A 26640-nucleotide genomic window follows, 5' to 3' on the forward strand; every position below is an offset into this window, starting at 1 on the left:
ACCACCGCGCTGGATAGCCGACGCACAGAGACTGTGGGGAGGTGAGGTTGGCGATGGATGCGGTTTCAAGGCTTTGCGCATGGTATGAGCTTCAGTGCGTTGACGACTGGCAAGAGGATCACCAGATCAAGATCGGCACCTTGGACAATCCGGGGTGGTGGATGAAGATCGATCTGGAGGGAACGTCTCTTTGCGAGAGGACTTTTCAGGAAATTCAGATCGAAAGAACTGACCGCGATTGGGTTGTCGCTCGAAAGGACGGCAGCACCTTCGAAGCATTCGGCGGACCCATGGCTCTTGATGAGATGATAGAAATCTTCCTGAGTTGGGCTGAGTAGTCCATGCAACTGGAGGTCGCGCCAAGAGGGCAGGTCTCAGTACCCTATTCGGGAAAAGCGATCCCCATGGCATTTGCGGTTCTGTGCAGGCGCTTGTCACGGGTCCAAAGAAGGCCCTCCGCCATCAGCAGGGTTGAAGCAATCAGATGGGCGTCGACATATCCGATGCCCACGCCGTTCAACCTGTGCCGCCGGATGAGATGCAGCAGTTGATCGTCGGAAGCCTTGAGTGCCTTCGGCATCAAGGCCAGCCGCTTGAGAACGAATGCGTAGTTTGGCATGGTCCCAAGGGCGATTTCGCCGATCACGAAGGGATGCAAAAGGATGCGTCCTTCCTCCAGAAGCGCGACAAGCCGCTCGTCCGGCGAACGCAGGTGATCGATCCATATGGATGTGTCGGCAAGGACGATCATTCGTCTGGTTCAAAGCGCCTGCGCGGCGGTGCCACGATATCGGGAGCAGTTCCGCCCAGACGGGCGAGGGCGCGCGCCGCTTCCCTTTGAACCAGCATGGTCAACGCGGCCTTGACGAGCGGCCCTGTCTCATTGATCCCGGACAATTCGCGCGCATTATCGAGCAACTCATCGTCAATCGTGATTGTCGTCCGCATGGCCCTCTCCTTTGCATCAAAAATAGCACCAATCGATGCGCCCTTCAATGCGAGGGCAGAATGCGGCCATCGGGGACCCGTCCGCGCGGCCATCAAATGACATCATTATCCCACCGCCTGCCGGAATTGGCCCGAAACCATGCGGCCTTGCCGCGGATCCGCGCGCAGGCGTACCGATCCCTGGTCGTTGCCGCTTGAAAAATGCCCTGCAAAGGGGCAGTTTGCGGCGACGTTCGAGATCAGTTGAAAGTTCCCCCATGCCATCGAATTCCGCACCGCTTTCCTTCGACATCAAGCCCAACACCAACCCCATGCCCGAGACCGACCGTCTTGCGGCCTTCGAGAACCTCGGTTTCGGCACACTGTTTACCGACCATATGGCGGTGATCCGCTGGAGCGAGGGCAAGGGGTGGCACTCCGCCGAAATCACCGCCCGCGCGCCGTTCCCGATCGATCCGGCCGCAAGCGTGCTGCACTATGCCCAGGAAATTTTCGAGGGCATGAAGGCCTACCGCACCGCCGACGGCCGCGCCGTGCTGTTCCGCCCGGAGGAAAACGCCCGACGCTTCAACGAATCGGCGCGCCGCATGGCCATGCCCGACCTGCCGGAGGCGGATTTTCTCGCGGCCGTCGAGAAACTGGTGGCGATCGATGCCAAATGGATTCCCAAGGCCGAGGGCAGCAGCCTCTATCTGCGCCCCTTCATGTTCGCCAGCGAGACCTTCCTCGGCGTGCGGCCGTCCAAGGAATATATCTTCTGCGTCATCGCATCCCCGGTCGGCCCCTATTTCAAGGGCGGCGCCAAGCCGGTCAGCATCTGGGTGTCGCAGGACTATACCCGCGCCGCCCCCGGCGGCACGGGCGCTGCCAAGTGCGGCGGCAATTATGCCGCAAGCCTCGTTGCCCAGGCCGAAGCCTATGCCAAAGGCTGCGACCAGGTCGTCTTCCTGGACGCCGCCGAGCATAAATGGGTCGAGGAACTGGGCGGCATGAACGTCTTCTTCGTCATGGAGGACGGCTCGATCGTCACCCCGCCGCTCGGCGGCACGATCCTGCCCGGCATCACCCGCAAGTCGCTGATCGCACTCGCCCGCGAAGAGGGCGTGACCGTCAACGAGAAGCCCTATTCCTTCGACGAGTGGAAGGCGGACGCGGCAAGCGGCAGGCTGAAGGAGGCCTTTGCCTGCGGCACCGCCGCCGTGGTCGCGGCCATCGGCACGGTCAAGTATCCGCAGGGCGAATTCCAGATCGGCGGCGGCGAGACCGGTCCGCTGACGACCCGGCTGCGCGACGCGCTGGTCGGCATCCAGCGCGGCCAGAGCAATGACCGCCACGGCTGGATCCACGTCATCGACGGCGTCTGATCCGGCAGGGCTTATCTCTTGAACAAATGAGGCCCGTTCGCGACGCGAACGGGCCTTTGTCGTTCTCGGATGCCTGCGGCGCTACCGTTCCGCTTTCCAGGCGACCACCATCAGCGCGCCGATGACGGTGATGTGTTCCATCACCACGTAGAACTCGATCGTCTTGAACGGTTCTTCCATCGCCCAGAACGTGTGGGCGATCGGGATCGTCAGCGCGGTGAAGACGCCGAGCATGCCGGCCCCGAGCCAGGTCCAGCGATCAAGGATGATGAGCGCCGAACCGACTAGTTGCACGACAATGGTTGCGACGGCGAAGGCGGCGGGCGGGTTGAGACCGAAATGGGCCATCTCCCCGACGGCACCCTGGAAATCGACGAGCTTGGCGATACCGCTCGCCCAGAACATGTAGGTCAAAACGACACGGGCGAGATAACCGAACCATATCGTGGAAGTCATCGCAGTAACGAAATTTTGCATGAAAACATCCCCCCTCAATTGCGGGGCGCAGTCTGCCAGTCTCTCAAGTATTGGCAATGGTCAAATTTAGCATGTCGCCGTCGTTTTCCCCTAGTCTCGCGGCGGCTTCGCCTTGCTGTTGCAGGTCCGCCACGTGTCGCAGCGGCTATAAGGGCCGGGGTGAGACCGGTTGCGACCTCCAACATGGTTAACCATCCCTTCAACGGCTTAACTGGGCATTAACCATAAACTACCTAGTCTGGACCCCGATATTCGACACTTCTTCTGGGGGCCAGACATGACGATTTCCCGCCGCAGCCTGTTGATCGGCCTGCCGCTCTTGCTTGCCGGTTGCCAGACCGGACCGAGCCAGCAGTCGATGTATGATGCGCGTCCGAATGAACCGCATCCGCTGAAGAAGGTGCCGATCGACAAGATCAAGCCGGAGCTGCGCCGCCAGGAGGTCGCCTATGAGACCAGCCAGCCGGCCGGCACGATCGTCGTCGATACCCCGGCGCGGCGGCTCTATTACGTTCTCGGCAATGGTCGCGCCATGCGCTACGGCGTCGGCGTCGGCCGCAACGGCTATGCGCTGGCCGGGGTCGCCTATATCGGCCGCAAGGCGGAATGGCCGAGCTGGACGCCGTCGCCCAACATGCTGCGCACCAATCCGGAAAAGAACATGAGATATGCCGGCGGCGTGCCGGGCGGCATCAACAATCCGCTCGGCGCCCGCGCGCTCTATCTCTATCGTGGCGGCAACGACACCATGTTCCGCATCCACGGCACCAACCAGCCGTCCTCAATCGGTCAGGCCATGTCGTCAGGCTGCATCCGCATGATGAACCACGACGTGATCGACCTCTATGAGCGCGCCAAGGTTGGCGGCCGGGTCGTGGTGCTGCAGGCCTGAGGCCTGCGCGCGATTGAAGCAGGCCTCAACGGCCGGCCCGCGCCGAGAGCAGGCCGGTCGACAACAGGACGCCGGCACCGGTGACCAGCGTCGCGACGATCGTCACGACGCCCAAGGGTTCGCCAAGCAGAAGCGCGCCGCCGATTGCCGCCGCAACCGGCGTGACGGCGGTATAGGCTGCGGCCTGCGTCCCGCCGAGACTGCGCACCGCCGTACCATAGAGTACGGTTGCCAGCAGGCCGGAGAGCAGACCCTGCGTGATGAATTGCAGCCCCGTTTCCGCAATCGGCGCGGTCATGAGATGCGTGCCGAGGAAGGGGATGAGCGCGAGGTTGATAATGGTCGACCAGACGCAGATCAGCGCGCCGCCCTCGAAGGCCGAAAGCCCCGACTTGCGGAAGGCATGGGTATAGATCGCCCACAGCGTCGCCCCGGCCGGCAGGACCGTATAGCTGACCCAGGACAGGCGTCCGGACGAAAGATTGTCCACCAGCAGCAGGACGCCACCGGCCAGGATCGCCAGCATGCCGAGCTTGCGCATCCGGTCCGGCCGCTCGCCGAGAAGCAGGATGCCGATCAGCGCGGCCGCCAGCGGCATGACGCCGGGTAGAAGCACGCCGGCGGCGGAGGCAGGCGTCGCCTTCATGCCGAAGCCGACCAGCTGGAAGAACGGCGCGCCGGAACCGAGCACCATCAGCACCAGCGTCCATTTCGGCGTGCCCCTGGGCCAGAGCCCGGTGCGCAGCCAGAAGGGCGCAAGCAGGAGGGCAGGCACGCCGTAGCGCAACAGGCTGAGGTCGAGCGCGGTGAGCGAGGTGCCGACGCTGTGGCGCGTCGAAATCAGCCAGGCCGCCCAGATCAGCACGACCGACAGGGCAGAGGCGGCGCCGAGGCCGGCGGATAGCGGAGGTCGGGTGGCGGGGCTGGCAGCGGTCATGGAGCACTCCTCAGAAAGAAGGCGCCAGATTAGCCCCGGTGCTCGTGGTGTGTCCTTGCCATTTGCGCTTGTCTGATCATCTCGATTGGCACAAACTTGCTCAGAATGGGAACCTGGGTCTAGAAAATGCCAAAACTTGACAATTTCGATCTGGCGATCCTCGCGGCGCTGCAGGACGATGCGCGGGCGACCAATGTCGAGATTGCCGAACGGGTTAATCTGTCGCCGTCTCCCTGCCTGAGGCGGATCCGCATGCTGGAGCAGGCCGGCATCATCCGCGGCTACCGCGCCGATATCGACCGGCGGGCGCTGGGCCTCGAACTGACGGTGTTCGTCGCCTTCAAAGTGGCGCACCACACCCGCGAACATGCCCAGGCCTTCCAGCAGGCGCTGCAGGATCTGCCGGAAGTGGTCGGTTGCTACATGATTTCCGGCCATTCCGATTTCATGGCCGAGGTGGTCGTCGAGAATCTCGCTGCCTATGAGGCGCTTCTGACCGACAAACTGCTGGTCCTGCCGCATGTCACAGACATCCAGTCGAACTTCGCCATCCGCTCCGTCAAGACCGGCGGCCCGCTGAAGCTGCCGTCGCTCAAGGAATGAGCTATTCCGTCTTACCGAAATAGGCATCGATGTCCCGGTGTCCCTCCAGAACATTGATCACCTGGAAGTCGTCGCCCACATAGCGGAAGAAGATCACATAGGAGCCGACGGCGACGCTACGAACATCGGGACGCAGTTCCGGCCGTGGCCGACCCATATGGCCGGGCAGGCTCGCCAAGTGTCGGCAATGTCCCCGCAGCTTTTCCAGGAACTGCCTGGCCAGAGCGACGTCCCCGCTCTCGCGGTAGACATAGTCGAGTATCGAAAGGAAGTCGGCCCTGGCGCTGTCGAGATAGCGGAGCCGAGCCAAGTCAGTCGTCCGTGGCGGTCAGTTCAGCGGCCTTCTTCTCAAGTTCAGCGTCCAGCGCCTCGTCGCTGATGTCCCCGCCGGCAGCAATCGAGCGATCAAGTGTTTCACGCAGCGCCGACAGTTTGGTTTCGCGTTCCTCGACCAGTCGCAGCCCTTCGCGCACAACTTCGCTCGCCGAGCCGTAACGCCCCGATTGTACAGTGTTTTCGACGAATTTTTCCCAGCGTTCGCCCAGCGAGACGTTCATGGCAGGCTCTCCGATTGCAAGAGAAAGCCTATATCGATAACAGAAATGACGCAATATTTGACATTGCTGGACAGGTTGCGAGGCGGAGCGAACCCCGCCTCGTTCCCGTCGTCAGAAGCCTTCGAGCACGATCTTGCCCTTGGTCCGGCCGGATTCGATCAGCGCGTGCGCCTTCTTCAGGTTGGCGGCGTTGATGGTGCCGAGCGTTTCGGTGAGCGTCGTGCGGATCTGGCCGCTGTCGACCAGTTCGGCGACGTGGGTGAGCAGCTTGTGCTGCTCGATCATGTCGGCGGTCTGGAAGACGGCGCGGGTGAACATCGATTCCCAGTGGATCGACACGGCCTTGCCCTTGAACGGCATGACGTCGAAGCCGCCCTTGATTTCGTCGATGATGCCGAAGCGGCCCTGCGGCGCGATGATCGCCAGCAGATCGGCGGCATGCAGGTCGCTGCGGGTGACCGAGAAGACGAAAGCCGGTGCGCCGATGCCGAGTGCTGCATATTGCGGCGCCAGCGCATTGCTGTGATCGAGCACGTGATGGGCGCCCAGATCCCTGACCCACTGGCTGGTTTCCGGCCGCGACGTGGTGGTGATGATGGTGAGATCGGTCAGCGCCCGGGCGAGCTGGTTCGCCATCGAGCCGACGCCGCCGGCGCCGCCGGTGACCAGCAGGGCGTTATTGGCGCCGACCACTTCATCGCGCACCTTGAGGCGATGGAACAGCATTTCATAGGCGGTGATCGCGGTCAGCGGGATCGCTGCCGCTTCGGCGAAGCTCAGGCTCTTCGGCTTCAATCCGACGATGCGCTCGTCCACCAGGTGAAATTCGCTGTTGGTGCCGGGCCGGTTGATGACGCCGGCATAGAAAACCGCGTCGCCGGGCTTGAACAGGGTGACGTTTTCGCCGACCGCCTTGACCACGCCCGAGGCGTCATAGCCGAGAATGCGGTGCTGGCCGGGTTCCGGCTGTGCGGCGGATCGGACCTTGGTGTCGACCGGATTGACCGAAACCGCCTTCACCTCGACCAGCAGGTCATGGCCCGTGGCTTCCGGTACGGGGAGTTCGATATCGACCAGCGAGGTCTCCGCAGCGATGGGTTGGGGTGTCTGGTAGCCGACGGCGCGCATGGACAGTCTCCTTGAAGGTTTGCACGTCCTTCAATTGCTACGTATATTCTCACGAAGCAAGAATGCACATTTTCTGTCTATAGGGACTTAAAATGTATGTAGTATCAAAAAGGATACTGTAAATGTCCCGCCCGCGCGCCAAGCTGACGAACAATTTCCCCGGCTGTCCGGTCGAATCGACCTTGAGCCTGCTCGACGGCAAGTGGAAGGGGGTGATCCTCTATCACCTGCTGAACGACGGCACGCTGCGCTTCAACGAGCTCAGGCGCAGGCTCTCAGCCGTGACGCAGCGCATGCTGACCAAGCAGCTACGCGAACTGGAGGAGGCCGGGATCGTCGCGCGCAAGGTCTTTGCCGTCGTGCCGCCGCGGGTCGACTATTCGCTGACCCCGCTCGGCCTGAGCCTCGAGCCGGTGATCCTGGCGCTCGACACCTGGGGCAAGGGCCACGTGAAGTGCCGAAACGGGGTGAAGACCGTGGCCCTCCCGGACGAGGCGGCGGAAGCGGTTGATGCGGTTGCGCGCTCAGCGGCCTGAACTGCGCTTTTCGATCATGACCGAGACCAGGAAGATCACCAGCCCGAGCGCCGACAGCGCGGCGCCGACAAAACCCGTCGCGCCATAGCCATAGCCCCAGGTGATGACGAGGCCGCCAAGCCAGGCGCCGAGTGCATTGGCGATGTTGAAGGCGGAGTGGTTGGACGCCGCCGCGAGCGTCTGGGCATCGGCTGCGACGTCCATCAGCCGGGTCTGCACGGCCGGGCAGGCGGCAAAGCCGCAGCCGGTGAGAAACACGCAGATGCACAGCATGACGGGATCATGCGCCGTCAGCGAAAAGATGCTCATCAGCACGACATTGAAGGCGAGCATGCCGCCGATCGTGCCCTTCAGCGAATAGTCGGCCATGCGGCTGCCCACGACATTGCCGACATTCATGCCGATGCCAAAAAGCGCCAGAACGATGGCCACCATGCTGGCCGGAAGGTCGGCGGTGTCGGTCGTGGTCTTGGCGATGTAGCTGAAGATCGAGAACATCCCACCAAAGCCGACGGCGGCGACACCAAGCGTCAGCCAGACCTGCAACCGGCCGAATGCGCCGAGTTCGCGGCGGATGCTGGCGCCGTCGGCCACCTTGTCCTTCGGCAAATAGAGCGCAATCAACACGACGGTCAGCACGGCGATGGCGCCGACCATAAGGAAGGCGGCCCGCCAGCTCATCATCTGGCCGAGCAAGGTGGCGATCGGCGTGCCGATCAGGGTGGCGATGGTGAGCCCGAGCATGACCCGTCCCACGGCGCGGGCGCGACGATGCGGCGGCACCATCGAAGCGGCGACCAGGGCGGCGACGCCGAAATAGGCGCCGTGCGGCAGGCCGGTGACGAAGCGCAGTGCGGTGAAGGAGAGAAAGTCGGGGGCCAGCGCGCTCATGACATTGCCGATGGCGAACACGCCCATCAGGGCCAGGAGCAGGGTGCGGCGCGATAGCTTGGCGGCGAGAACCGCAATGATCGGCGCACCGATCACCACGCCGAGCGCGTAGGCGCTGATCACCCGGCCGGCTTCGGGAACGCTCACGCCATAGGTCGTTGCCACCTCCGGCAAAAGCCCCATGATGACGAATTCGCCGGTTCCGATGCCGAAGCCGCCCGCGGCAAGCGCGATCTCGATCAGGATCATCATCAGCGGCGTCAGCGCGGGCGTTGCGGCGGCCGTCTCGCCGAGGGTTCTGATATCGGGACGAAGGGCAGTACAGTCGGTCATGCGATCACCTTGGGTCGGCCGCTTCGTTGCGGTCGAGGAAGGACAGGGAGGAGCGGTCTGGTGTGAAGGCATCCGGGTGTGCCGGTTGCGGGAATCTGTCTGGAATTGATTTGACGACTATCATGTTTTTGTGCGGCGCGGCAAAGGCGACGTGCCCGGCCGCTTGATTTTCGCCCTGTGTATCCCGATCTTGAGGGTGGCGGCGAAACCATTCCCGGTACGCCGCGTTGATTTGTGCTGCCCGCAACTGCGGAATTCCTGCCGGATGGCGGAGCGGAAAAGGATCCATGAAACTCAAAGCGGTATTCAATCGGGACGGCGGCACGTTCAAGACCACCGACATGGACGCCTATTGCGCCCGCGCGGACGAGATCTTCCGCGCGGCCGGCCATGACATCTCCTTCGACGTGGTGGCCGGGCGCGACGTGGTGGAGCGGCTGGAGGCGTCGGCACGCGAAGAGGGGCTGGACGCGCTGATTGCCGGAGGCGGCGACGGCACGATTTCGGCGGCCGCCGGCATCGCCTGGAAGGCGGGGATACCGCTCGGTGTCGTCCCGGCAGGAACGATGAACCTCTTTGCCCGCTCGCTGAAGCTGCCGCTCGACATCCACGCCGTCCTTGACACGCTTTCCGAGGGGCGGGTTCAGTCCGTCGATATCGCAACGGTCAATGACCGTCCCTTCGTTCATCAGTTCTCCGCCGGCCTGCATGCCCGCATGGTGCGCATGCGCAATGCCATGGATTTTGCGTCCCGACTGGGCAAGATGCGGGCGAGCACGCGCGCGGCCCTCGGCGTCATGCTCCGCCCGTCGCGTTTCGAGGTGATTTTCGACATCGACCATGACGGGCGAAACGAGCATCGCGTGGTTTCGGCGATTTCGGTATCCAACAATCCGTTCGGCGAAAGTCCGCTGTTCTTCGCAGACGACCTGACCAGCGGAAAGCTCGGCGTCTATCTGGCGGATCCGTTGAAGCCGGTCGGTGTGGCCAAACTGGCGCTCGACATTCTTCGCGGTCGGCTGAAGGACAACGAGGCCGTCAACGCCACCACCGCCGAACGCGTTAGACTGCATTTCCCCAAGCGCCGTCACGGGGCGCTCTGTGTCGTCGACGGGGAATTGCTGCGGATGCCGCGCGATGTGGAGATACGGGCGCATCCCGGAGAACTCAAGGTCCTGGTGGCCGCGGCGGCTCCGCCTCCGGCTTGATCGCAAGCTGTCGTTCCAGGCTATGTCTGCGGGTAGATCACACCCTTGCGCAGGATGATGTTGGCGTAGAGGGCCGGCTCGCCGGTCTGGACCACCGTATGGGCAGCCTTGACCCTTTTGTAGAAATCCTCGCCGACCAGCGGCACCACCCGGCGTTCGGGTTCATGCCGGGCGCAGCAGGCGATCATCTGCTGGTGGATAGGGTCGAGCCGCTCGGCGTCCGCCCCGACGGTCGAGCGGAAGATCGCCTCGGGCACGAAATCGTCGATCGGCATGAGGCCGAGGATGGCGTTGATCACGGCGACGATGCCATGGCCGTCGAGGCGGACAAGGCGCCTGGCATGCTCGAGGGCCGGGTAATTGCCGTCGACGACGGCGATCTCGTCGCCATGGCCCATGGCGCGCAGCGTCGCCAGCAGATCGGGGCTCAAAAGCGGGTCAATTCCCTTCAGCATGATCGATTTCCTTGAACAAGACGGTCTGGTCGATGAGATAGCGGGCAAAGATCGGCAGGCTGGCGCCGCCGATGGCGCGGGCCTGGGCACCGACCGCACCCTCGATAATGTCGGGAAACACAATGCCCTGCAGGTCCAGCTTGCCGATCGCCTCGATCGTCGCCTTGACGAGCCGGGTGCGCACCCAGTCCGGGAAACCGCCGTCGATGATGGCGGCGGAAAAGTCGATGATCGACGAAGCCGCGACGATCGCCTGGGCCAGCGCAGCGGCGCAGTCGCGGATCCATATGTCCAGCGGCTCGCCGAAATCGATCCATTGATCGGCGGCATACCACAGGGGCTGCGGATCGATGCCGCGCTCGCGCAGCAGTTTTTCGAGGACGAAGATCGAGGCGATCTCCAGCAACTGCCGGGTTTCGCCATGCTTGTTGCGCACCGGCAGCGGGCCGATCGCGCCGGCGGTTCCGGTTCTTCCGACGAAGACCGAGGAGTTGAGTACGATCCCGCCACCGATGAAGGAACCCACATAGAAATAGACGAAATCCGGATAGCGAGGCCCGACGCCGAACACCAGTTCGGCACCGCAGGCGCTGGTGGCGTCGTTTTGCAGGTAGACCGGATAGGGCAGGCGGCTCGCCACCTCGGCCTGCAGATCAAAGCCCCGCCAGGCCTCCATCGCACCTTCCGGCGCGCCAACCTCGCGCGCCCAGTTCCACAGCTCGAAGGGCGCAGCAATGCCGACGCCGGCGATGGCACCGCGCTGCGAGGCCGAGAGCTCCTGCTGCAGGTCCCCGATTCCCGCGACGACGAAATCGAGGATCTCGGCCGGATCGGGATAGGGATAGGTGAGGTGGCGGTTGAGGCGGATCGTGCCGACGAAGTCCATCAGCACCAGATCCGCGCTGCGGCGGCCGATCTTCACGCCGAAGGAGAGCACCGCGTCGGGATTGAGATGCATCGGCACCGAGGGCTGGCCGACGCGTCCGCGCACCGGCTTGCCGCGCACCAGCAGGCCGTCTTTTTCCAATGCCCGCATGATGACCGACACGGTCTGGGCAGATAGACCGGTCAGTCTGGCGATCTCGGCCTTGGATATGCCGCTGTTGCGCCGGACATGCGAGAGCACCAGCCGTTCGTTATAGGCGCGCACGCGCACCTGATTGGCGCCGCCGGCGGTGGTCGACGGCGATTGCTCGCTTGCCCCGCCCGGGCCTTCCGACACTGCCATGGCCGCTCCTCCTTCGGTCGCTCCCGGCTGTCTTATAGATCGTGGCTGCCAGCATGTCACAGCGAATTAATAATTCAACTGGATTTATTTATTGACAATAAGGAAACCCTGATGTTCTTAATGGGGCGTGGAGGAATGGCGGGCTCGAAGAGGATCGCCCACCCGGCGTGGGAGCGCATCGGGTCCACGTTCACGGTCCGGAGGGTCCGGATCTGTCGTTTTTCGGGAGGAATCACATGAAGAAGTCTCTTTTCGCCGCCTCGCTTGCTGCCCTTGCCCTCGGCACCGTTTTTGCGGCTCCGGCGAGCGCCGCCGACGTTTCGGCCTGCCTGATCACCAAGACCGACACCAATCCCTTCTTCGTCAAGATGAAGGAAGGCGCGACCGCCAAGGCCGCTGAACTTGGCGTGACCCTGAAATCCTATGCCGGCAAGATCGACGGCGATTCGGAAAGCCAGGTCGCCGCCATCGAAACCTGCATCGCCGATGGCGCCAAGGGCATCCTTTTGACTGCGTCCGACACAAAGGGCATCGTCCCGGCCGTGCAGAAGGCCCGCGACGCCGGCTTGCTGGTCATCGCCCTCGACACCCCGCTCGAGCCGATCGATGCCGCCGACCAGACCTTTGCCACCGACAACCTGCTGGCCGGCGAACTGATCGGCAAATGGGCCGCCGCAACGCTTGGCGATGCCGCCAAGGACGCCAAGATCGCCTTCTTGAACCTCACCCCGTCGCAGCCGTCTGTCGACGTCCTGCGCAACCAGGGCTTCATGAAGGGCTTCGGCATCGACGTGAAGGACATCAACAAGATCGGCGACGAGGACGATGCGCGCATCGTCGGCCATGACGTCACCAACGGCAACGAGGAAGGCGGTCGCACCGCCATGGAAAACCTCCTGCAGAAGGATCCGACGATCAACGTCGTCCACACCATCAACGAACCGGCCGCTGCCGGCGCCTATGAAGCGCTGAAGGCCGTCGGCCGCGAAAAGGACGTGCTGATCGTTTCGGTCGACGGCGGTTGCCCGGGCGTACAGAATGTCGCCGATGGCGTGATCGGCGCGACCTCCCAGCAGTATCCGCTGCTGATGGCTTCCATGGGCATCGAGGCGATCAAGAAGTTCGCCGATACCGGTGAAAAGCCGGCTGCGACCGAAGGCAAGAACTTCTTCGACACCGGCGTGGCGCTCGTCACCGACAAGCCGGCCGCCGGCGTCGAGTCGATCGACACCAAGACCGGCAAGGACAAGTGCTGGGGCTAAGCCCTCAACTGACCGTGATCGTGTCGGCAAAGCAGCGCGTGGGAACGTCAGGTCCCCCGCAATGAGCGATCACGGTCCACGCGACCGGCCCATTGGGCTAAGGGCCGGTCGCTCAAATCCAGCAGAGACACGCGCGGGACAGCCAGGGAGGACGATGCGATGCAGTCTGCAGATCCGGTTTCGCAACCAAGCCAGGAATTCGAGAAGGTATTGACCGGAAGTTCGACCCAGGTCGCCTCCTTCGACACCCATGACAAGACACCCTTGCAGAAGTTCCAGCACTTCCTGCATTCGAGCCCGGCGGCGGTGCCGCTGATCGTGCTCGTGCTGTCGCTCGTCGTCTTCGGCGTGCTCCTCGGCGGAAAGTTCTTCTCCGCCTTCACGCTCACCCTCATTCTGCAGCAGGTGGCGATCGTCGGCATTGTCGGCGCCGCCCAGACGCTGGTGATCCTCACCGCCGGCATCGACCTTTCCGTCGGCGCCATCATGGTGCTGTCGTCGGTGGTGATGGGCCAGTTCACCTTCCGCTACGGCCTGCCGCCGGCCGTCGCCGTTCTCTGTGGCCTGGCCGTCGGCGCGGCCTGCGGCTGGATCAACGGCCAACTCGTCGCCCGCATGAAGCTGCCCCCCTTCATCGTCACGCTCGGCATGTGGCAGATCGTGCTCGCCTCCAACTTCCTCTATTCGGCCAATGAGACGATCCGCAGCCAGGACATCGCCGCCAATGCGCCGATCCTGCAGTTCTTCGGCCAGAACCTGCGCATCGGCAGCGCCGTCTTTACCTATGGCGTGATCTTCATGGTGCTGCTCGTCGCGCTGCTTTGGTACGTGCTCAACCGCACCGCCTGGGGTCGCCATGTCTATGCCGTCGGCGACGACCCGGATGCGGCGGAACTCGCCGGCGTCAACGTCAAGCGCATGCTGGTTTCGGTCTATACGCTGTCGGGCCTGATCTGCGCGCTCGCCGGCTGGGCGCTCATCGGCCGCATCGGTTCGGTCTCCCCGACCGCCGGCCAGTTCGCCAATATCGAGAGCATCACGGCCGTGGTGATCGGCGGCATCTCGCTCTTCGGCGGCCGGGGCTCTATTCTCGGCATGCTGTTCGGCGCATTGATCGTCGGTGTCTTCTCGCTCGGCCTTCGCCTCATCGGCACCGATCCGCAGTGGACCTATCTCCTGATCGGCGTCCTCATCATCACCGCCGTGGCAATCGACCAGTGGATCAGAAAGGTAGCAGGCTGATGGCAAAGGAACCCATTCTCACCGCGCGCGGCCTCGTCAAGCGCTACGGCCGCGTCACCGCCCTAGACAATGCTGACTTCGATCTCTACCCGGGCGAGATTCTCGCCGTCATCGGCGACAACGGTGCGGGCAAGTCATCGATGATCAAGGCGATCTCCGGCGCGATTGCGCCGGACGAAGGCGAGATCCGGCTGGAAGGCCAGACGGTGCAGTTCCGCTCCCCGATCGAGGCGCGCAAGGCCGGCATCGAAACGGTCTACCAGAACCTTGCGCTCTCGCCGGCCCTGTCGATCGCCGACAACATGTTCCTTGGTCGTGAGATCCGCAAACCGGGCATCATGGGCAGCGTCTTCCGCTCGCTCGACCGTCCGGCCATGGAGAGGTTTGCCCGTGACAAGCTCTCCGAACTCGGCCTGATGACCATCCAGAACATCAACCAGGCGGTGGAAACCCTGTCGGGCGGCCAGCGCCAGGGCGTGGCCGTGGCCCGTGCGGCCGCCTTCGGCTCCAAGGTCATCATTCTCGACGAGCCTACCGCGGCGCTCGGCGTCAAGGAAAGCCGCCGCGTGCTGGAACTCATCCAGGACGTGCGCTCGCGCGGCATCCCGATCGTGCTGATCAGCCACAACATGCCGCATGTCTTCGAAGTCGCCGACCGCATCCACATTCATAGGCTCGGCCGACGTCTTTGCGTCGTCAATCCGAGGGACTATACCATGTCGGACGCCGTGGCCTTCATGACCGGCGCCAAGGAAGCCCCGAGCGAGGCACTTGCCGCATGAGCCTTAAGGCTGACGACCTTGCCGCAACCATCATACGGCGCGCCGAAGGGGCGCGCCGTTTTCTCGTGGCGATCGCCGGGCCGCCGGGTGCCGGCAAGTCGACGCTCGCCGAGCGCCTAGCCGAGATCCTCAATGCCCGCGGAGAACGCGCGGTCGTCCTGCCGATGGACGGCTTCCACATGGACAACGGCATCCTTGAGCAACGCGGCCTCCTGCCGCGCAAGGGCGCGCCGGAAACCTTCGACGTGCGCGGGTTTGCCGACATCGTGCGTGCGGTGAGGGCAGGGGACGAAGACGTGCTGGTCCCTGTCTTCGACCGCGACCGGGAGATCGCAATCGCCTCGGCCCGCAGCATCGCGCCGCAGGACCGCATCGTGCTGGTCGAGGGCAATTACCTGCTTTTGGACCGGGCACCGTGGTCCGGCCTGGCGCCGCTTTTCGATTTCTCGATCTTCGTCGCCCCGCCGCTTGACGAACTGGAGCGTCGGCTCACCGCCCGCTGGCAGGGCTATAAGCTCGACGCCACCGGCATCGACTGGAAGCTCTACGGCAACGACCTGCCCAATGCACGGCTGGTCGTTGAGAATAGCCGTCCGGCCGACTTGAGCATCGACGACTTCTGAGCCGGCCCGCAAAAGGAAAAAAAAGGGCCGCCCCGCGGGCAGCCCTTTTGATTATGGGTTCGTTAAGTGATCGATCAGAACTTGAAGTTCACGCCGATCTTGCCGGTGTGGAAGCGCTGATCGACATCAACGCCCAGGCCGCCATCGACCTCATAGCTGGAACTGCCGAAGTCATAGTACATGTATTCCGCTTTCACCGACCAACGCGGCGAGAAGGCATATTCAACGCCGGCGCCCGCCACCCAGCCGGTATCGGTCTTGGTCGTGCTGCCGCTTACGCCGGCACCGTTATTTGTGCTCATCTCGAAGCGGCCGATGCCGAGACCACCGGTGCCGTAGACCAGCAGATTGTCGAAGCTGTAACCGATGCGGGCACGAACGGTCGAAAGCCACTGGGCGTCGCTGGAGCAGGTGAAGGCCGGGTTGGGGCAATCGGTGTCGCCCTCGATCCCTGACGCGGAAATGTCGGCTTCCGCACCGAACACCCAGGCGCCGGACTGGAAGTTGTAACCGGCCTGCGCGCCGCCGAGGACACCGTCGCCCTCGTGATCGGCGGTGCCGCCCAGGTCATAGGTCCAGTCGATGATCGACTTGCCACCCCCAAGGTGGCCACCGATGTAGAAGCCGGACCAATCGCTGGAGGCCGGGATGTCCAGAGGCGCCGAAACGTCGGCCGCGGCAGCCGGCGATACCATGGCTGCCAACATTAGTGCACTGACGACTTGCTTGATCATAGCTCCCTCTCCCTCGATGAGGCATAGAACATCTATACATCGCGATGTGTGCAAAGACAATTTGGCTGAAGCTTATTGATGCGCGCGTCACCGGAAAACAACACTTGGGCGTGTATTTTTGACGCACGTCAAGTCCTGGCCCCGCACCGCGCTGCCGGCGCGCCTCATTTGCGGCATCCGGCGGTGAGGGGATGGCTGGGAGAAACCTCACCGCGACTCGCGGTTCATATCCGTGGCAGATAGGTCTGGTAGTCGAAGCTCGAGACGGTACGCAGGTAGGTGATCGCCTCCTTGCGCTTGGTCTCGCCGTAGATCCGCTGGTATTCGGCGCCGAAGACGTCGGCGATGAAGGTCGAGTTGCGGAAGCGATCGACGGCGGTGAGGAAATCGTGGGTCAGCATGGCCGGGTTTTCCGGCGCGCTGTCGGGTGTCGTCACCGGACCCGGATCGAGATCCGCGTCGAGGCCGAGCAGGATGCCGCCGAGGATGGCGGCCAGCAGCAGGTGCGGATGGGCGTCGGCGCCGGCCACGCGATGCTCGACACGGGCGGCCGGACCTTCGCTGTCGGGGATGCGGATCGCCGTGCCGCGATTGCCAAAGCCCCAGTCGACCTTGTCAGGGGCGAACGAGCCTGGCTGGAAGCGGCGGTAGGAGTTTGCGAAGGGGGCGAAGATCAACTGGGCGTCCTGCATGGTCTTCAGCATGCCGGCGGTGATCGACTTGAGCTTTGCCGGATCGCCGCCCTTGGCGTCGAGGATATTCTTGCCGTCGCGGTCGAGGATCGAGGCATGAACATGCAGGCCGGAGCCCGCCTGGTCGGCATAGGGCTTGGCCATGCAGGTGGCCTTCAGGCCATGGCGGCGTGCAGCGAAATCGACGACGCGCTTGAGGTAGATGCAGTCATCAGCCGCTGCCATGGCGTCCGGCTTGTGCAGCAGGTTGACCTCGAACTGGCCTGCGCCGAACTCGGCGGTCGTGGCATCCGCCGGCAGGCCCATCTCGTCGCAATAGCGGCGCACGGTGCCGAGGAAATCCTCCATAGCCGCGGTCGCGCGCATGTCGTAGAGCTGAAAGCCCTCGGCTTCGCCGTTCATCACCAGCGCCTTCGGCGGCATCGGCTTGCCGGTCTCGCGGAAGTCCGGCTCGACCACGTAGAATTCGAGTTCGGTGGCGACGACCGGCGTGAGGCCACGCGCCTCGAAGCGCTTCATCACATTGGCGAGAATGGCACGCGGACAGATATAGTGCGGATTGCCGTCGAGCGTATGCATGGTGGCAAGCACCTGCTTGGAACCGGCCGGGCCCCAGGGCAGGGTGGTCAGCGAATTGCGGTCGGCGACGCAGATGCCGTCCGGGTCGCCGAGCGTCAGCGAGATCTTGGTGATGTCGTCGTTGTCGTCGCCCCAGATGTCGAGCGACTGGGTGGAGGCGGGCAGCCTGACCGTGTTCTTCCAGACCTTGTCCTCGGCCTTGATCGGGATCATCTTGCCCCGCAAGTCGCCGTTCATGCCGACGAGCAAGACTTCGATACGCGCGGAGGGATCGGCTGCGAGGAGTTCGGCGGCCTTGGATGCATTCGTCATGAAAAGGGCTCTCGCTGGGCTGGCGGAAAGGTGGCTTGCGGCCGGGACGACGGCTTTTCGACGCCCTTGCCAAACGCTTTTTGGAAGGCCATGTTCGTAGCCGATAAACTTCCGCCTTTCAATCAGGCAAGGAAAAGCAGGACGTCTCGGACCGGCCTTGAGCCGCCGGTGCGCGCCCGTCTTTGCGAGTGCACCTTGCGCAAGGATTTTTGCCATGACGAAGACTGCCGTTGCCCCCTCCAATCTCGGTGCCATTGACGCTGCCCATCATCTGCACCCCTTCTCGGACATGAAGAAGCTCAACGACGCCGGCACCAAGATCATCAACCGGGCCGACGGCGTGCATATCTGGGATTCCAACGGAAAGCAGTATCTCGACGCCTTTGCCGGTCTGTGGTGCGTCAATGTCGGCTACGGCCGCCAGTCGATCGCCGATGCGGCCTATGCCCAGATGCAGGAACTGCCCTATTACAACACCTTCTTCGGCACGACGACCCCGCCGGCAACGCTCCTGGCCCAGAAGATCGCCGGCCATACGCGCGGCAAGCTCAACCATGTCTTCTTCACCAATTCGGGCTCTGAGGCCTCCGATACCTGGTTCCGCATGGCCCGCGTCTACTGGAAGGCGCTCGGCCACGAAACGAAGACCCAGGTGATCGCCCGCAAGAACGCCTATCACGGCTCGACGGTCGCCGGCGCCTCGCTCGGGGGCATGAAATGGATGCACGAGCAGGGCAACCTGCCGATCCCGGGCATCCACCACATCAACCAGCCCTACTGGTATGCCGAGGGCGGCGACCTCTCGCCAGAGGAATTCGGTCTCAAGGTGGCAAAGGAACTGGAGGACAAGATCCTCGAGCTTGGCGAGGAGAATGTCGCGGCCTTCGTCGCCGAGCCGATCCAGGGCGCCGGTGGCGTCATCGTTCCGCCCTCGACCTACTGGCCGGAAATCAAGCGTATTGCCGCCAAATACAAGATCCTCCTGGTCGCCGACGAAGTCATCTGCGGCTTCGGTCGCCTCGGCACCTGGTTCGGCCACCAATATTACGACTTCGAACCGGACCTCGCGCCGATCGCCAAGGGCCTGTCCTCCGGTTACCTGCCGATCGGCGGCGTTCTGGTCTCCGAGCGGGTGGCGAAGGTGATGATCGAGGAACTCGGCGATTTCTACCACGGCTACACCTATTCCGGCCATCCGGTGGCGGCCGCCGCGGCCATCGAAAATTTGCGGATCATCGAGGAAGAGGGCCTGGTCGAGCGGGTGCGCGACGATATCGGCCCATATCTTGCGCAGGCGCTCCAGTCGCTTGCGGATCACGACCTTGTCGGCGAGGCCGTCAGCGTCGGCCTGATGGGCGCAGTCCAGATCGCCGCGGACAAGGCAACCCGACGCCGTTTCGCCAAGCCGGACGAAGTCGGCACGCTGGTGCGCAACCAGTGCGTCGACAATGGCGTGATCCTGCGCGCCACCGGCGACCGCATGCTGTTTTCGCCGCCGCTGATCATTTCCCGTTCCGAGGTCGACCAGGCGGTCGACACGTTGCGCAAAGGGCTCGACTGGCTGAAGGACAATCACAAGGAATAGTTCTCAAGCACAAGGCCGGCTTCGCGCCGGCCTTGTCATTTGCGGCTTCGACCGCCACGGCCGCTGCCATTTCGCCTCGCGTGGTCAAACCGCCGTCCACTCGAACGGCAGCGGCGCCTCGCGGAAGGCGAAGCGGTCGAGATGGCTCGACACCACGCCCTTCATCCGCTCCAGCACCTCGTCCGAGGCCGCCTCGATCTCCACCGTCAGCGCCTTGTCATCGGCACCCATGGTGGCGACCGCCTCGGCGAAGCGAACGACGCCGCTCTTTTCTCCGAGCTCGACGTCGAGCTTGTGGCTCCAGTGCTTGCAGAGCTGCTGCAGGTACTTCCAGCCGTTCTCGGTCGGCACGACCGCGATTACCTTGACCATGCTCAGAGCCTCTCGATCTTGCCGGCCGCCTCGTCGATCAGGCGGGCCACTTCGAGCTGGACCTCGCGGGTGACGCTCTCCTGCGACAGGCGGTCCTGCAGGGCGGCCTTCAGGTTCTGCATGGCGCGCCGGACCGGCGCGGCATCCGTGCGTGCGCTGACCTTGGCCAGGGCTGCAAGCCGCGCCATGGCGGTCGCCACCTCGTCGGCGCGGTCGGCAAGATGCGCGCGTCCGGCCTCGGTGATGGTGAGCAGCTTGCGCGGGCCTTCGCTCGCCTCTTCCTCGGCAAGGCCCATGTCGAGCAGCAGGGTCATGGTCGGATAGACGACGCCCGGGCTCGGGGCATAGGCGCCGCCGGAGCGGTGTTCGATCTCGCGGATCAGGTCATAGCCGTGGCGCGGCTGTTCCTCGATCAGCTTGAGCAGGACGAGCCGCAGCTCGCCGCTCTCGAACATGCGACGGCGCTCGCCACCGTGGCCGCGACCCCGGTGCGGACCGTCGAAGCGGCCGCCGGGCGCGCCTTCCCGCATGGCATGCCAACCCCGGTGGCCGAAACCCGGGCCATGGCCTTCAAAATTCGTGTGTGTCATCTGCGTTCCTCTGTTTGTGAAATGAAACTGTATCTAAGATATATCGTAGACTGGTCGTTACAAGGGCCATTTTTACTTTTTTTCGTTGTTCTGGAGTTTGGGTTCGGCGCGGCTGCCTTGGAGAGGTGTGGTCATTGACCTATCGTGCTGCAACAGAATCAAGCTTCGGGAGGAAGATCATGGCAGGGCATCACCACGAATACCGGGCTGCCGTCACCTGGACCGGCAATCGCGGCACCGGTACGTCCGGCTACCGCGACTATTCGCGCGACCATGTGATTTCTTGTGAGGGAAAACCCGACATTCCCGGCTCGGCCGATCCCGCCTTCCGCGGCGACGCCGAACGATGGAACCCGGAAGATCTGCTGGTGGCTTCGATCTCCGCCTGCCACAAGCTGTGGTATTTACATTTCTGCGCGGTCAACGGTGTCGTCGTGACGGCCTATGAAGACCATGCCGAGGGCACGATGGTGACGGACGAAACCGGCGGCGGCCGCTTCACCGACGTGGTGCTGCGGCCGCGCGTGACCATTTCGGCAGGCGATCCCGAGCGGGCGCAACAGTTGCACGATGACGCGCATGAGAAATGCTTCATCGCCAATTCGGTGAATTTCCCGGTGCGTTGCGAGCCGGTGATCATCCTGGGGTGAACAGGGCGATCGGCCCCTCAGTTGGCCTGCGGGTAGAGGAAGGCGTAGGCGAAGTGGTAGAGGTCGCCCTCGCGCCCGAAGATATAGGGCAGGGCGATGGTCTTCGTCTCGCCGACCTGTAGGTTGCCGTGGGCGGCAAGCCACTCAGCGACATCGTCCGGCAGCGGCATGGTCTCGCGGCCGCGATTGCGCCAGACCACCAGAACCGGATGCGTGGCATCGAAGGCGAACGGCTCTTCGAAGGCTTCGTAGCCGGGAATGGTCACCGGGATCTCAGGCGCATTGAGGCGGATATTGCCGGCCATCTGCTGGTCGCTGGTAAGGATCAGCGAAGGCCGGTTCGGCTCCGACGACAGGATCTGCGCAACGGCCGCTTCATAGGGTACGTTGAGCTTCTCATACTTGCCAAGTTGCCCATGCAGCGGGATGCGGACGAAAAGCACGAGCGGGATCAGCGCCATGAGCGTCAGACCGAGCGGCAGAAACCGCTTGAGCTGGCGTTCAGAGGCGAGACCGGCGGCCTCGATCTTCAGGCAGAGATAAAGCGGCAGGACCAGGTAGATCGGCGTCAGCCAGCGGTCCTTGATATTGCTGGCGCCGAACAGCACCACGACGACGAGCGCAACGGCCGAAATCAGCATGATCCGCCCGATCAGCCGGCTCCATGGGCTCGAGGCCTTCCACGCCGACATCATGTCGCGGCCGAAGACGATGGCAAACAGTACGAGGGTCAGCGTGGCAAAGCCGGCAAAGGCCAGCGCCAGCGAGGACAGGCCGGTCATGATCTGCGACAGCCGGCTGGAGGCCTCCTCCGCCGTCAGCTTGCCGATGGTGCGGCCGGTGGCGGCGTCGAGATGATCGAGGAACCACAGTCCGTGCGGCAGGACCACGGCCAGCGCGATCACTGCGGTCAAAAGGATGCGCCAGTCGAACACGCGGCGGCGGAATTCCGGCTCGGCGAGCATGGCGAGAAGGGCGGCGGCCGGCAGAAGGACGAAATTATACTTGGCGATCAGGCCAAGGCCGATGGCAAGGCCGGTCAGTGCATAGCTAAAGAGGCTTGGTGCGCGGATCGCTCTGACGAGCGAAAAGAGGAAGAGGCAGGCGGTGAAGATCACCGCCACCGTATGGGTCAGGTCGCGCTGCGCCTCGAAGCTGACCTGCGGCATGGTGAGCAGGCCGAGCGTGGCGATGATCGCCAGCTCGCGCGAGCGCAGTACCATGATGGCGGTCAGCCCGAAGAACAGGTAGGACAGGAAGAGGACGAGGTTCTTCAGCACCGACAGCGAGGCGAGCGTCGGCCCGAGCAGCTGTTCCGCGCCATATTGCAGCCAGTTGTAGAACGGCGGCTGGCTGTCATAGCCGACGGCCAGCCATTGGGCCAGAAACAGCTGCTGGCCTTCGTCGAGTTCGAGCGAATGCGGCAGGGAGAGGCGGACGATCACATTGGCGGTGAAATAGGCGCCGAGCAGCGCGAAGACCAGATAAGGCCTTTCCCGAAGCGCGGCGACCATGTCAGGCGTCCTTATGATAGGTCTTCCGGACGATATAGTTCTTCGTCGTGTCGTCGGAACGCGCCAGCATTTCGGCGAGGATGCCGGTGGTGATCATCTGGATCGAGGTGAGGAACAGCATGACGCCGACGAGCAGCAGCGGCCGCGTGCCGATGTCTTCGCCGAGGCCGAACTTGACCCAGGCGAGGTAGAGCAGGATGAGCGAGCTGATTGCGCCGATCAAGAGCCCGATCGTTCCGAAGAAATGCCCCGGACGCTGCTTGAAGCGCATGAAGAACAGCACCGACAGCAGATCGAGGAAGACGCGGATGGTGCGCGAAATGCCGTACTTGGATTCGCCGAACTGGCGGGCATGGTGGGTCACGACGCACTCGCCGATCCGCGAACTCGGGACGACGGAGGCGACCCAGGCCGGGATGAAGCGGTGCATGCCGCCGAGAATGCGGACTTGCCGGATGACCTCCGAGCGGTAGAGCTTCAGGCCGCAGCCATTGTCGTGGATCTTGACGCCGGTGGCCGCGCCGATCAGGCGGTTGGCGCACCAGGACGGGATCTTGCGCAGCACCAGCGCATCCTGACGCGCCTTGCGCCAGCCGCAGAGCAGGTCGAGGTCGCGCGCGTTGAGTTCGGCGACCATGGAAGGGATGTCATAGGGGTCGTTCTGTAGGTCGCCGTCAAGCGTGGCGATCAGCCGGCCGCGTGCCGCGTCGAAGCCTGCCTGCAGGCCGGATGCCTTGCCGAAATTGCGCTGGAACTCGATGATCCGCAGGTCGAGACCCTCGCGACCGAGATAGTCGCGGGCAATGCTGAGCGTCTTGTCGGTCGAGCCGTCGTCGATCAGGATCAGTTCCCAGCTTTTGTCGAATCCCTTCATCGCCTCGATCACCCGGTCGATCATCGGCCGCAGGCTCTCCTCCTCGTTCATCACCGGAATGACGAGAGAGAGTTCGACCTCGTAGACGGCCGTGCCGTCCTGGGTGGGTGGGGAAAGGCGCTCGAACGACACGGGTTTGATACTCCGGAAATGGCTGGCTTTTGTTGTCGCGGTTGTTATAGGAACCAAGCAAAGAGCGCAATTCGGAACTTCTCAGGTCGCCCATGCAGACAGACGAGCAGAACCGCCGGCCGTCGGCGCTGGTGCGCCATCGGCTGTCGCTGATCGCAGCGGCCGCGATACTCGCCTATGCCGCCTTCGTCCATTATGTCTGGGGCTGGGGCTCGATCGTCGTGGAGTGGCAGGCCATCGGCTACGGCACCGTGGCGGCCGTGATCGGCTTGCTTGTCTCCACCTATTTCGTCCGCGCCTGGCGGCTCTACGACTACTTCCCGCGCGAGACATCGGGCCGGTTCGTCGAGCTCTTCCACCTCGCCCAGGTGCACAATCTCTTGAACATCATGCTGCCCTTCCGCAGCGGCGAGACGAGCTTTCCGCTGCTGATGCGCTCGGAGTTTTCCGTGCCGCTGCTGCACGGAACCTCGGCGCTGCTGGTCATGCGGCTGCTCGACCTGCACGCGCTTCTGGCCGCCGGCGGGCTGGGGCTCGTCTTGGCGTCGGAAGCGAAGCTGTTGCCCGTCGTCGTCTGGCTTGCCTTCCTCGTCGCACCCATCCCGGCCTTCCTGCTGAAGGGGCCGGTGCTGGCCGCCCTTCGCCCGCGCCTCAGGGGCAAGCTGGCCCGCATTCTCGACGGCATCGTCGATGGCTTGCCTGTCGATCTTGCCGCGCTGCTGCGCGCCTGGCTGGCAACGGTCATCAACTGGGGCGCCAAGGTGCTGGTCTTTGCCTGGGCGCTCGGGCTGATGGGGGTCACGCCGCTCTCCGCCACCTTCGGCGGTGCGCTGGGCGGGGAATTGTCCTCGGTCTTGCCCTTCCATGCCCCGGCCGGGGTCGGCACCTATTCGGCCGGCATCGTCGCCGGCGCCGTTTCGCTCGGCGCGCCGACCGGAAGGGCGGCGATGGACACGCTGGCCCGCGCCAGCATCAACATGCACCTGATGATCATTCTCTCGGCGCTGACCGGCACCGCGCTGTCGCTTGGGCTGAACGAGCTGAGACGCCTCCGGGCCGGCCGCTGAGCGGCCCGCCCTGATTTTCAAACAGTCCCCGGATATGATTGGCGGATCGGGGTGTCTAACCTCACTGGAACGCCGTCTCGAAGAAGCTGCGCAGCTTGCGCGAATGCAGCTTCTCCTTCGGCATGGCGCCGAGCTTTTGCAGGGCCCGGATGCCGATCTGCAGATGCTGGCTGACCTGCGTCTTGTAGAAGGCGGTCGCCATGCCCGGCAGCTTCAGTTCGCCGTGCAGCGGCTTGTCGGAGACGCAAAGCAGCGTCCCGTAGGGCACGCGGAAGCGGAAGCCGTTGGCGGCGATCGTCGCCGATTCCATGTCGAGCGCGATCGCCCGCGACTGCGACAGGCGCTTGACCGGCCCGCGCTGGTCGCGCAGTTCCCAGTTGCGGTTGTCGATGGTAGCGACCGTGCCGGTGCGCATGATGCGCTTGAGCTCGAAGCCCTCAAAGCCGGTGATCTCCTCGACGGCGTCCTCCAGCGCCAGCTGCACCTCGGCCAGCGCCGGGATCGGCACCCAGACCGGCAGGTCGTCGTCGAGCACATGGTCCTCGCGCACATAGGCATGCGCCAGAACGTAGTCGCCGAGACGCTGCGAATTGCGCAGGCCCGCGCAGTGGCCGAGCATCAGCCAGGCATGCGGCCGCAGCACCGCGACATGGTCGGTGATCGTCTTGGCGTTCGACGGGCCGACGCCGATATTGATCATGGTAATGCCGGCATGGCCCTTGCCCTTGAGGTGATAGGCCGGCATCTGCGGCAGCCGCCCGATCGCCACGCCTTCGCTCGGCTCGCTGTCGCCGGGCAGCGTCACGAGATTGCCGGGCTCGACGAAGGCGGTATAGCCCTCGCCACCCTCGGCCATCAGCTTGCGGGCATAGGCGCAGAACTCGTCGATGTAAAACTGGTAGTTGGTGAACAGCACGAAGTTCTGGAAATGGGCGGCACTCGTGGCGGTGTAGTGCGACAGGCGTGCCAATGAATAATCGATACGCTGCGCCGTGAACGGCGCGAGCGGCTGCGGTTCGCCGGGCCGCGGATCATATTCGCCATTGGCGATCTCGTCGTCGGTGACGGTGAGGTCCGGCGTGTCGAACAGGTCGCGCAGTGGCATGTCCATCAGGCCGGTCGCCGCCGCCTCGACATGCGCGCCCTCGCCGAAGGCAAAATGCAAGGGGATCGGCGTTTCCGATTCCGACACGACCACCGGGACCTGGTGGTTGCGGATCAGCAAACCGAGCTGTTCCTCGAGATAATGGCGGAAGAGCTGCGGGCGTGTGATCGTCGTGGTGTAGCGCCCCGGGGCGGTGACATGGCCGTAGGAGAGGCGTGTGTCGACATGGCCGAAACTGGTCGTTTCCATGGCGACTTGGGGATAGAAGGCCCGGTAGCGCGCGGAGATCGGCGCACCCTTGGCAAGAGAGGAGAAGCCGTCGATTAGAAAGGCCGTGTTGCGCTCGTAGAGCGCGGTCAACGCATCGACCGCCGCCCCGGCATCGGTGAAGACCTGCGGCTCAAAGGGCTCTGGACTGATGAAATTGATGGGCGAGTGGAAATGGATTCGTTTGCTCATGAGGCATTATAGTGAAGACTTGTTGACAAGCAAACGACGCTACAAGCTTTGAATTCATGAGAACTTCGGCGGGAAAAATGCTGTCGGGCGGCTCGCCGGCGATCAGCTCATCGACTGGCGCTGCAGGCTGACGAAGAGCACCAGGCCGGCGCCGTTCTTGGCCAGTTTGATCTCCTCGGACCGGGCAATGCCGACCGCGACCAGCGGGCCGAGGAAGAGGCCGACGGCCAGCGTGCAGCGCAGGCAGAGGGCGGCAAGGGGGCTGATGGCTGCGCTCATGGTGGTGTCCTCGGGGCTGGGGTCAGAAGGTGGCGTTGCAGAAGGCGGCGGTCGACGACAGGCACGCGGACGACACCGAGACGGGGCGGCCGGCCGCACCGCTGCCGGCGGTCACCAGACCCGCGACCAGCATGGCGAAGATCGTCATGGCGAGGCTGAAGATCGTCATCCGTCTTGCTACCTTGGTCATTCCCGTGTCTCCCGCTTTGTCGTTTCGATGATGCCTTTAT

Annotated in this window: 33 protein-coding genes; 13 read left to right on the forward strand and 20 right to left on the reverse strand. The window is 63.7% G+C overall.

Going from position 1 to position 26640, the window contains the following annotated elements; genetic code table 11:
- Positions 1-53 precede the first annotated feature (53 nt).
- Positions 54-338, forward strand: coding sequence for an immunity 53 family protein (locus RHIZ70P_RS12190; protein ID WP_115670590.1), 285 nt, complete (start codon positions 54-56; stop codon positions 336-338).
- 44 nt (positions 339-382) lie between these two features.
- Here RHIZ70P_RS12190 and RHIZ70P_RS12195 read toward each other — a convergent pair whose 3' ends face one another.
- Complete coding sequence (locus RHIZ70P_RS12195) at positions 383-751, reverse strand: type II toxin-antitoxin system VapC family toxin (RefSeq protein WP_328588185.1); 369 nt, start codon at positions 749-751, stop codon at positions 383-385.
- Positions 748-948, reverse strand: a complete 201-nt coding sequence (locus RHIZ70P_RS12200; protein ID WP_115670591.1) for a type II toxin-antitoxin system VapB family antitoxin — start codon at positions 946-948, stop codon at positions 748-750. Before RHIZ70P_RS12200 ends, RHIZ70P_RS12195 begins: the two co-directional genes overlap by 4 nt.
- Positions 949-1205: 257 nt before the next feature.
- Between RHIZ70P_RS12200 and RHIZ70P_RS12205 the strand changes: the two genes are divergently transcribed.
- Positions 1206-2312, forward strand: a complete 1107-nt coding sequence (locus RHIZ70P_RS12205) for a branched-chain amino acid aminotransferase (protein WP_115670592.1) — start codon at positions 1206-1208, stop codon at positions 2310-2312.
- An 81-nt stretch (positions 2313-2393) separates the two neighbouring features.
- Here RHIZ70P_RS12205 and RHIZ70P_RS12210 read toward each other — a convergent pair whose 3' ends face one another.
- A complete protein-coding gene (locus RHIZ70P_RS12210; protein ID WP_115670593.1) occupies positions 2394-2789 on the reverse strand; it encodes a DoxX family protein in 396 nt (131 codons plus the stop codon).
- A gap of 277 nt (positions 2790-3066) precedes the next feature.
- Between RHIZ70P_RS12210 and RHIZ70P_RS12215 the strand changes: the two genes are divergently transcribed.
- A complete protein-coding gene (locus tag RHIZ70P_RS12215) occupies positions 3067-3681 on the forward strand; it encodes a L,D-transpeptidase (protein WP_115670594.1) in 615 nt (204 codons plus the stop codon).
- Positions 3682-3706: 25 nt separating this feature from the next.
- Here the strand turns inward: RHIZ70P_RS12215 and RHIZ70P_RS12220 are convergent, their stop codons facing one another.
- Positions 3707-4618 (reverse strand): DMT family transporter, encoded by a 912-nt coding sequence (locus RHIZ70P_RS12220; protein WP_115670595.1) that lies wholly within the window; start codon positions 4616-4618, stop codon positions 3707-3709.
- Between the two features lie 126 nt (positions 4619-4744).
- On the opposite strand from RHIZ70P_RS12220, the gene RHIZ70P_RS12225 reads away from it, so the two are divergent.
- The gene (locus tag RHIZ70P_RS12225) at positions 4745-5221 is read left to right on the forward strand and encodes an Lrp/AsnC family transcriptional regulator (protein WP_115670596.1); all 477 of its coding nucleotides are present in this window, start codon (positions 4745-4747) and stop codon (positions 5219-5221) included.
- A 1-nt stretch (position 5222) separates the two neighbouring features.
- Here RHIZ70P_RS12225 and RHIZ70P_RS12230 read toward each other — a convergent pair whose 3' ends face one another.
- The 3 genes from RHIZ70P_RS12230 to RHIZ70P_RS12240 all read right to left on the reverse strand — a co-directional run bounded on the left by RHIZ70P_RS12230 (position 5223) and on the right by RHIZ70P_RS12240 (position 6906).
- Positions 5223-5531: a type II toxin-antitoxin system RelE/ParE family toxin gene (locus RHIZ70P_RS12230; RefSeq protein WP_115670597.1), complete on the reverse strand. Its 309-nt coding sequence runs from the start codon at positions 5529-5531 to the stop codon at positions 5223-5225.
- Between the two features lies 1 nt (position 5532).
- On the reverse strand, positions 5533-5778 hold the full coding sequence (locus tag RHIZ70P_RS12235; RefSeq protein ID WP_115670598.1) for a type II toxin-antitoxin system ParD family antitoxin: 246 nt from the start codon (positions 5776-5778) through the stop codon (positions 5533-5535).
- Positions 5779-5889: 111 nt separating this feature from the next.
- Positions 5890-6906 carry a zinc-binding alcohol dehydrogenase family protein gene (locus tag RHIZ70P_RS12240; protein WP_115670599.1) on the reverse strand — a complete coding sequence of 339 codons (1017 nt, stop codon included), beginning with the start codon at positions 6904-6906 and terminating at the stop codon, positions 5890-5892.
- A gap of 122 nt (positions 6907-7028) precedes the next feature.
- Here RHIZ70P_RS12240 and RHIZ70P_RS12245 point away from each other — a divergent pair, with 122 nt between their 5' ends.
- Entirely contained in the window at positions 7029-7442 is a 414-nt protein-coding gene (locus RHIZ70P_RS12245; RefSeq protein ID WP_115670600.1) for a winged helix-turn-helix transcriptional regulator, read from the forward strand.
- On the opposite strand, the gene RHIZ70P_RS12250 is transcribed toward RHIZ70P_RS12245, so the two are convergent.
- A complete protein-coding gene (locus RHIZ70P_RS12250; protein ID WP_115670601.1) occupies positions 7431-8666 on the reverse strand; it encodes an MFS transporter in 1236 nt (411 codons plus the stop codon). The genes RHIZ70P_RS12245 and RHIZ70P_RS12250 overlap by 12 nt on opposite strands.
- A gap of 4 nt (positions 8667-8670) precedes the next feature.
- Positions 8671-8964 (reverse strand): hypothetical protein, encoded by a 294-nt coding sequence (locus RHIZ70P_RS22780; protein ID WP_147293994.1) that lies wholly within the window; start codon positions 8962-8964, stop codon positions 8671-8673.
- On the opposite strand from RHIZ70P_RS22780, the gene RHIZ70P_RS12255 reads away from it, so the two are divergent.
- Complete coding sequence (locus tag RHIZ70P_RS12255) at positions 8954-9874, forward strand: diacylglycerol/lipid kinase family protein (RefSeq protein ID WP_115670602.1); 921 nt, start codon at positions 8954-8956, stop codon at positions 9872-9874. The two genes, RHIZ70P_RS22780 and RHIZ70P_RS12255, sit on opposite strands and share 11 nt — an antisense overlap.
- Positions 9875-9894: 20 nt before the next feature.
- Here the strand turns inward: RHIZ70P_RS12255 and RHIZ70P_RS12260 are convergent, their stop codons facing one another.
- Both RHIZ70P_RS12260 and RHIZ70P_RS12265 read right to left on the reverse strand, forming a co-directional pair.
- Positions 9895-10329 (reverse strand): RbsD/FucU family protein, encoded by a 435-nt coding sequence (locus RHIZ70P_RS12260; RefSeq protein ID WP_115670603.1) that lies wholly within the window; start codon positions 10327-10329, stop codon positions 9895-9897.
- Positions 10313-11557, reverse strand: coding sequence for an ROK family transcriptional regulator (locus RHIZ70P_RS12265; protein WP_115670604.1), 1245 nt, complete (start codon positions 11555-11557; stop codon positions 10313-10315). Before RHIZ70P_RS12265 ends, RHIZ70P_RS12260 begins: the two co-directional genes overlap by 17 nt.
- Before the next feature lie 236 nt (positions 11558-11793).
- Between RHIZ70P_RS12265 and RHIZ70P_RS12270 the strand changes: the two genes are divergently transcribed.
- The 4 genes from RHIZ70P_RS12270 to RHIZ70P_RS12285 all read left to right on the forward strand — a co-directional run bounded on the left by RHIZ70P_RS12270 (position 11794) and on the right by RHIZ70P_RS12285 (position 15466).
- Positions 11794-12819: a sugar ABC transporter substrate-binding protein gene (locus RHIZ70P_RS12270; protein WP_115670605.1), complete on the forward strand. Its 1026-nt coding sequence runs from the start codon at positions 11794-11796 to the stop codon at positions 12817-12819.
- 159 nt (positions 12820-12978) lie between these two features.
- Complete coding sequence (locus RHIZ70P_RS12275) at positions 12979-14061, forward strand: ABC transporter permease (protein WP_115670606.1); 1083 nt, start codon at positions 12979-12981, stop codon at positions 14059-14061.
- The gene (locus RHIZ70P_RS12280; protein WP_115670607.1) at positions 14061-14843 is read left to right on the forward strand and encodes an ATP-binding cassette domain-containing protein; all 783 of its coding nucleotides are present in this window, start codon (positions 14061-14063) and stop codon (positions 14841-14843) included. The genes RHIZ70P_RS12275 and RHIZ70P_RS12280 overlap by 1 nt, the downstream gene beginning before the upstream one ends.
- Positions 14840-15466: a nucleoside triphosphate hydrolase gene (locus RHIZ70P_RS12285; RefSeq protein WP_115670608.1), complete on the forward strand. Its 627-nt coding sequence runs from the start codon at positions 14840-14842 to the stop codon at positions 15464-15466. Before RHIZ70P_RS12280 ends, RHIZ70P_RS12285 begins: the two co-directional genes overlap by 4 nt.
- A gap of 74 nt (positions 15467-15540) precedes the next feature.
- Here the strand turns inward: RHIZ70P_RS12285 and RHIZ70P_RS12290 are convergent, their stop codons facing one another.
- Positions 15541-16200, reverse strand: a complete 660-nt coding sequence (locus tag RHIZ70P_RS12290; protein WP_115670609.1) for an outer membrane protein — start codon at positions 16198-16200, stop codon at positions 15541-15543.
- A 224-nt stretch (positions 16201-16424) separates the two neighbouring features.
- Positions 16425-17783, reverse strand: a complete 1359-nt coding sequence (locus RHIZ70P_RS12295; RefSeq protein WP_115670610.1) for a glutamine synthetase family protein — start codon at positions 17781-17783, stop codon at positions 16425-16427.
- A gap of 214 nt (positions 17784-17997) precedes the next feature.
- Between RHIZ70P_RS12295 and RHIZ70P_RS12300 the strand changes: the two genes are divergently transcribed.
- A complete protein-coding gene (locus RHIZ70P_RS12300) occupies positions 17998-19368 on the forward strand; it encodes an aspartate aminotransferase family protein (protein ID WP_115670611.1) in 1371 nt (456 codons plus the stop codon).
- 84 nt (positions 19369-19452) lie between these two features.
- Here the strand turns inward: RHIZ70P_RS12300 and RHIZ70P_RS12305 are convergent, their stop codons facing one another.
- Positions 19453-19740, reverse strand: a complete 288-nt coding sequence (locus tag RHIZ70P_RS12305; protein WP_115670612.1) for a DUF2218 domain-containing protein — start codon at positions 19738-19740, stop codon at positions 19453-19455.
- A 2-nt stretch (positions 19741-19742) separates the two neighbouring features.
- The gene (locus tag RHIZ70P_RS12310) at positions 19743-20330 is read right to left on the reverse strand and encodes a PadR family transcriptional regulator (protein ID WP_115670613.1); all 588 of its coding nucleotides are present in this window, start codon (positions 20328-20330) and stop codon (positions 19743-19745) included.
- Positions 20331-20509: 179 nt separating this feature from the next.
- Between RHIZ70P_RS12310 and RHIZ70P_RS12315 the strand changes: the two genes are divergently transcribed.
- Entirely contained in the window at positions 20510-20980 is a 471-nt protein-coding gene (locus RHIZ70P_RS12315) for an OsmC family protein (protein ID WP_115670614.1), read from the forward strand.
- A gap of 17 nt (positions 20981-20997) precedes the next feature.
- On the opposite strand, the gene RHIZ70P_RS12320 is transcribed toward RHIZ70P_RS12315, so the two are convergent.
- The gene (locus RHIZ70P_RS12320; RefSeq protein WP_115670615.1) at positions 20998-22494 is read right to left on the reverse strand and encodes an ArnT family glycosyltransferase; all 1497 of its coding nucleotides are present in this window, start codon (positions 22492-22494) and stop codon (positions 20998-21000) included.
- Between the two features lies 1 nt (position 22495).
- Positions 22496-23500: a glycosyltransferase family 2 protein gene (locus RHIZ70P_RS12325; RefSeq protein WP_268877527.1), complete on the reverse strand. Its 1005-nt coding sequence runs from the start codon at positions 23498-23500 to the stop codon at positions 22496-22498.
- Between the two features lie 92 nt (positions 23501-23592).
- Between RHIZ70P_RS12325 and RHIZ70P_RS12330 the strand changes: the two genes are divergently transcribed.
- The gene (locus tag RHIZ70P_RS12330; protein ID WP_115670616.1) at positions 23593-24567 is read left to right on the forward strand and encodes a lysylphosphatidylglycerol synthase domain-containing protein; all 975 of its coding nucleotides are present in this window, start codon (positions 23593-23595) and stop codon (positions 24565-24567) included.
- 61 nt (positions 24568-24628) lie between these two features.
- On the opposite strand, the gene RHIZ70P_RS12335 is transcribed toward RHIZ70P_RS12330, so the two are convergent.
- From RHIZ70P_RS12335 to RHIZ70P_RS23020, 3 genes are all read right to left on the reverse strand, one after another.
- On the reverse strand, positions 24629-26131 hold the full coding sequence (locus RHIZ70P_RS12335) for an AMP nucleosidase (RefSeq protein WP_115670617.1): 1503 nt from the start codon (positions 26129-26131) through the stop codon (positions 24629-24631).
- Positions 26132-26233: 102 nt separating this feature from the next.
- Positions 26234-26410 carry a hypothetical protein gene (locus tag RHIZ70P_RS23015; RefSeq protein ID WP_181904008.1) on the reverse strand — a complete coding sequence of 59 codons (177 nt, stop codon included), beginning with the start codon at positions 26408-26410 and terminating at the stop codon, positions 26234-26236.
- Between the two features lie 22 nt (positions 26411-26432).
- Positions 26433-26600 (reverse strand): hypothetical protein, encoded by a 168-nt coding sequence (locus RHIZ70P_RS23020; RefSeq protein ID WP_154719891.1) that lies wholly within the window; start codon positions 26598-26600, stop codon positions 26433-26435.
- Between the last annotated feature and the right edge of the window lie 40 nt (positions 26601-26640).

The sequence above is a fragment of the Paenirhizobium selenitireducens ATCC BAA-1503 genome (assembly GCF_900492185.1).
GTDB classification, from domain to species: Bacteria; Pseudomonadota; Alphaproteobacteria; order Rhizobiales; family Rhizobiaceae; genus Allorhizobium; species Allorhizobium selenitireducens_A.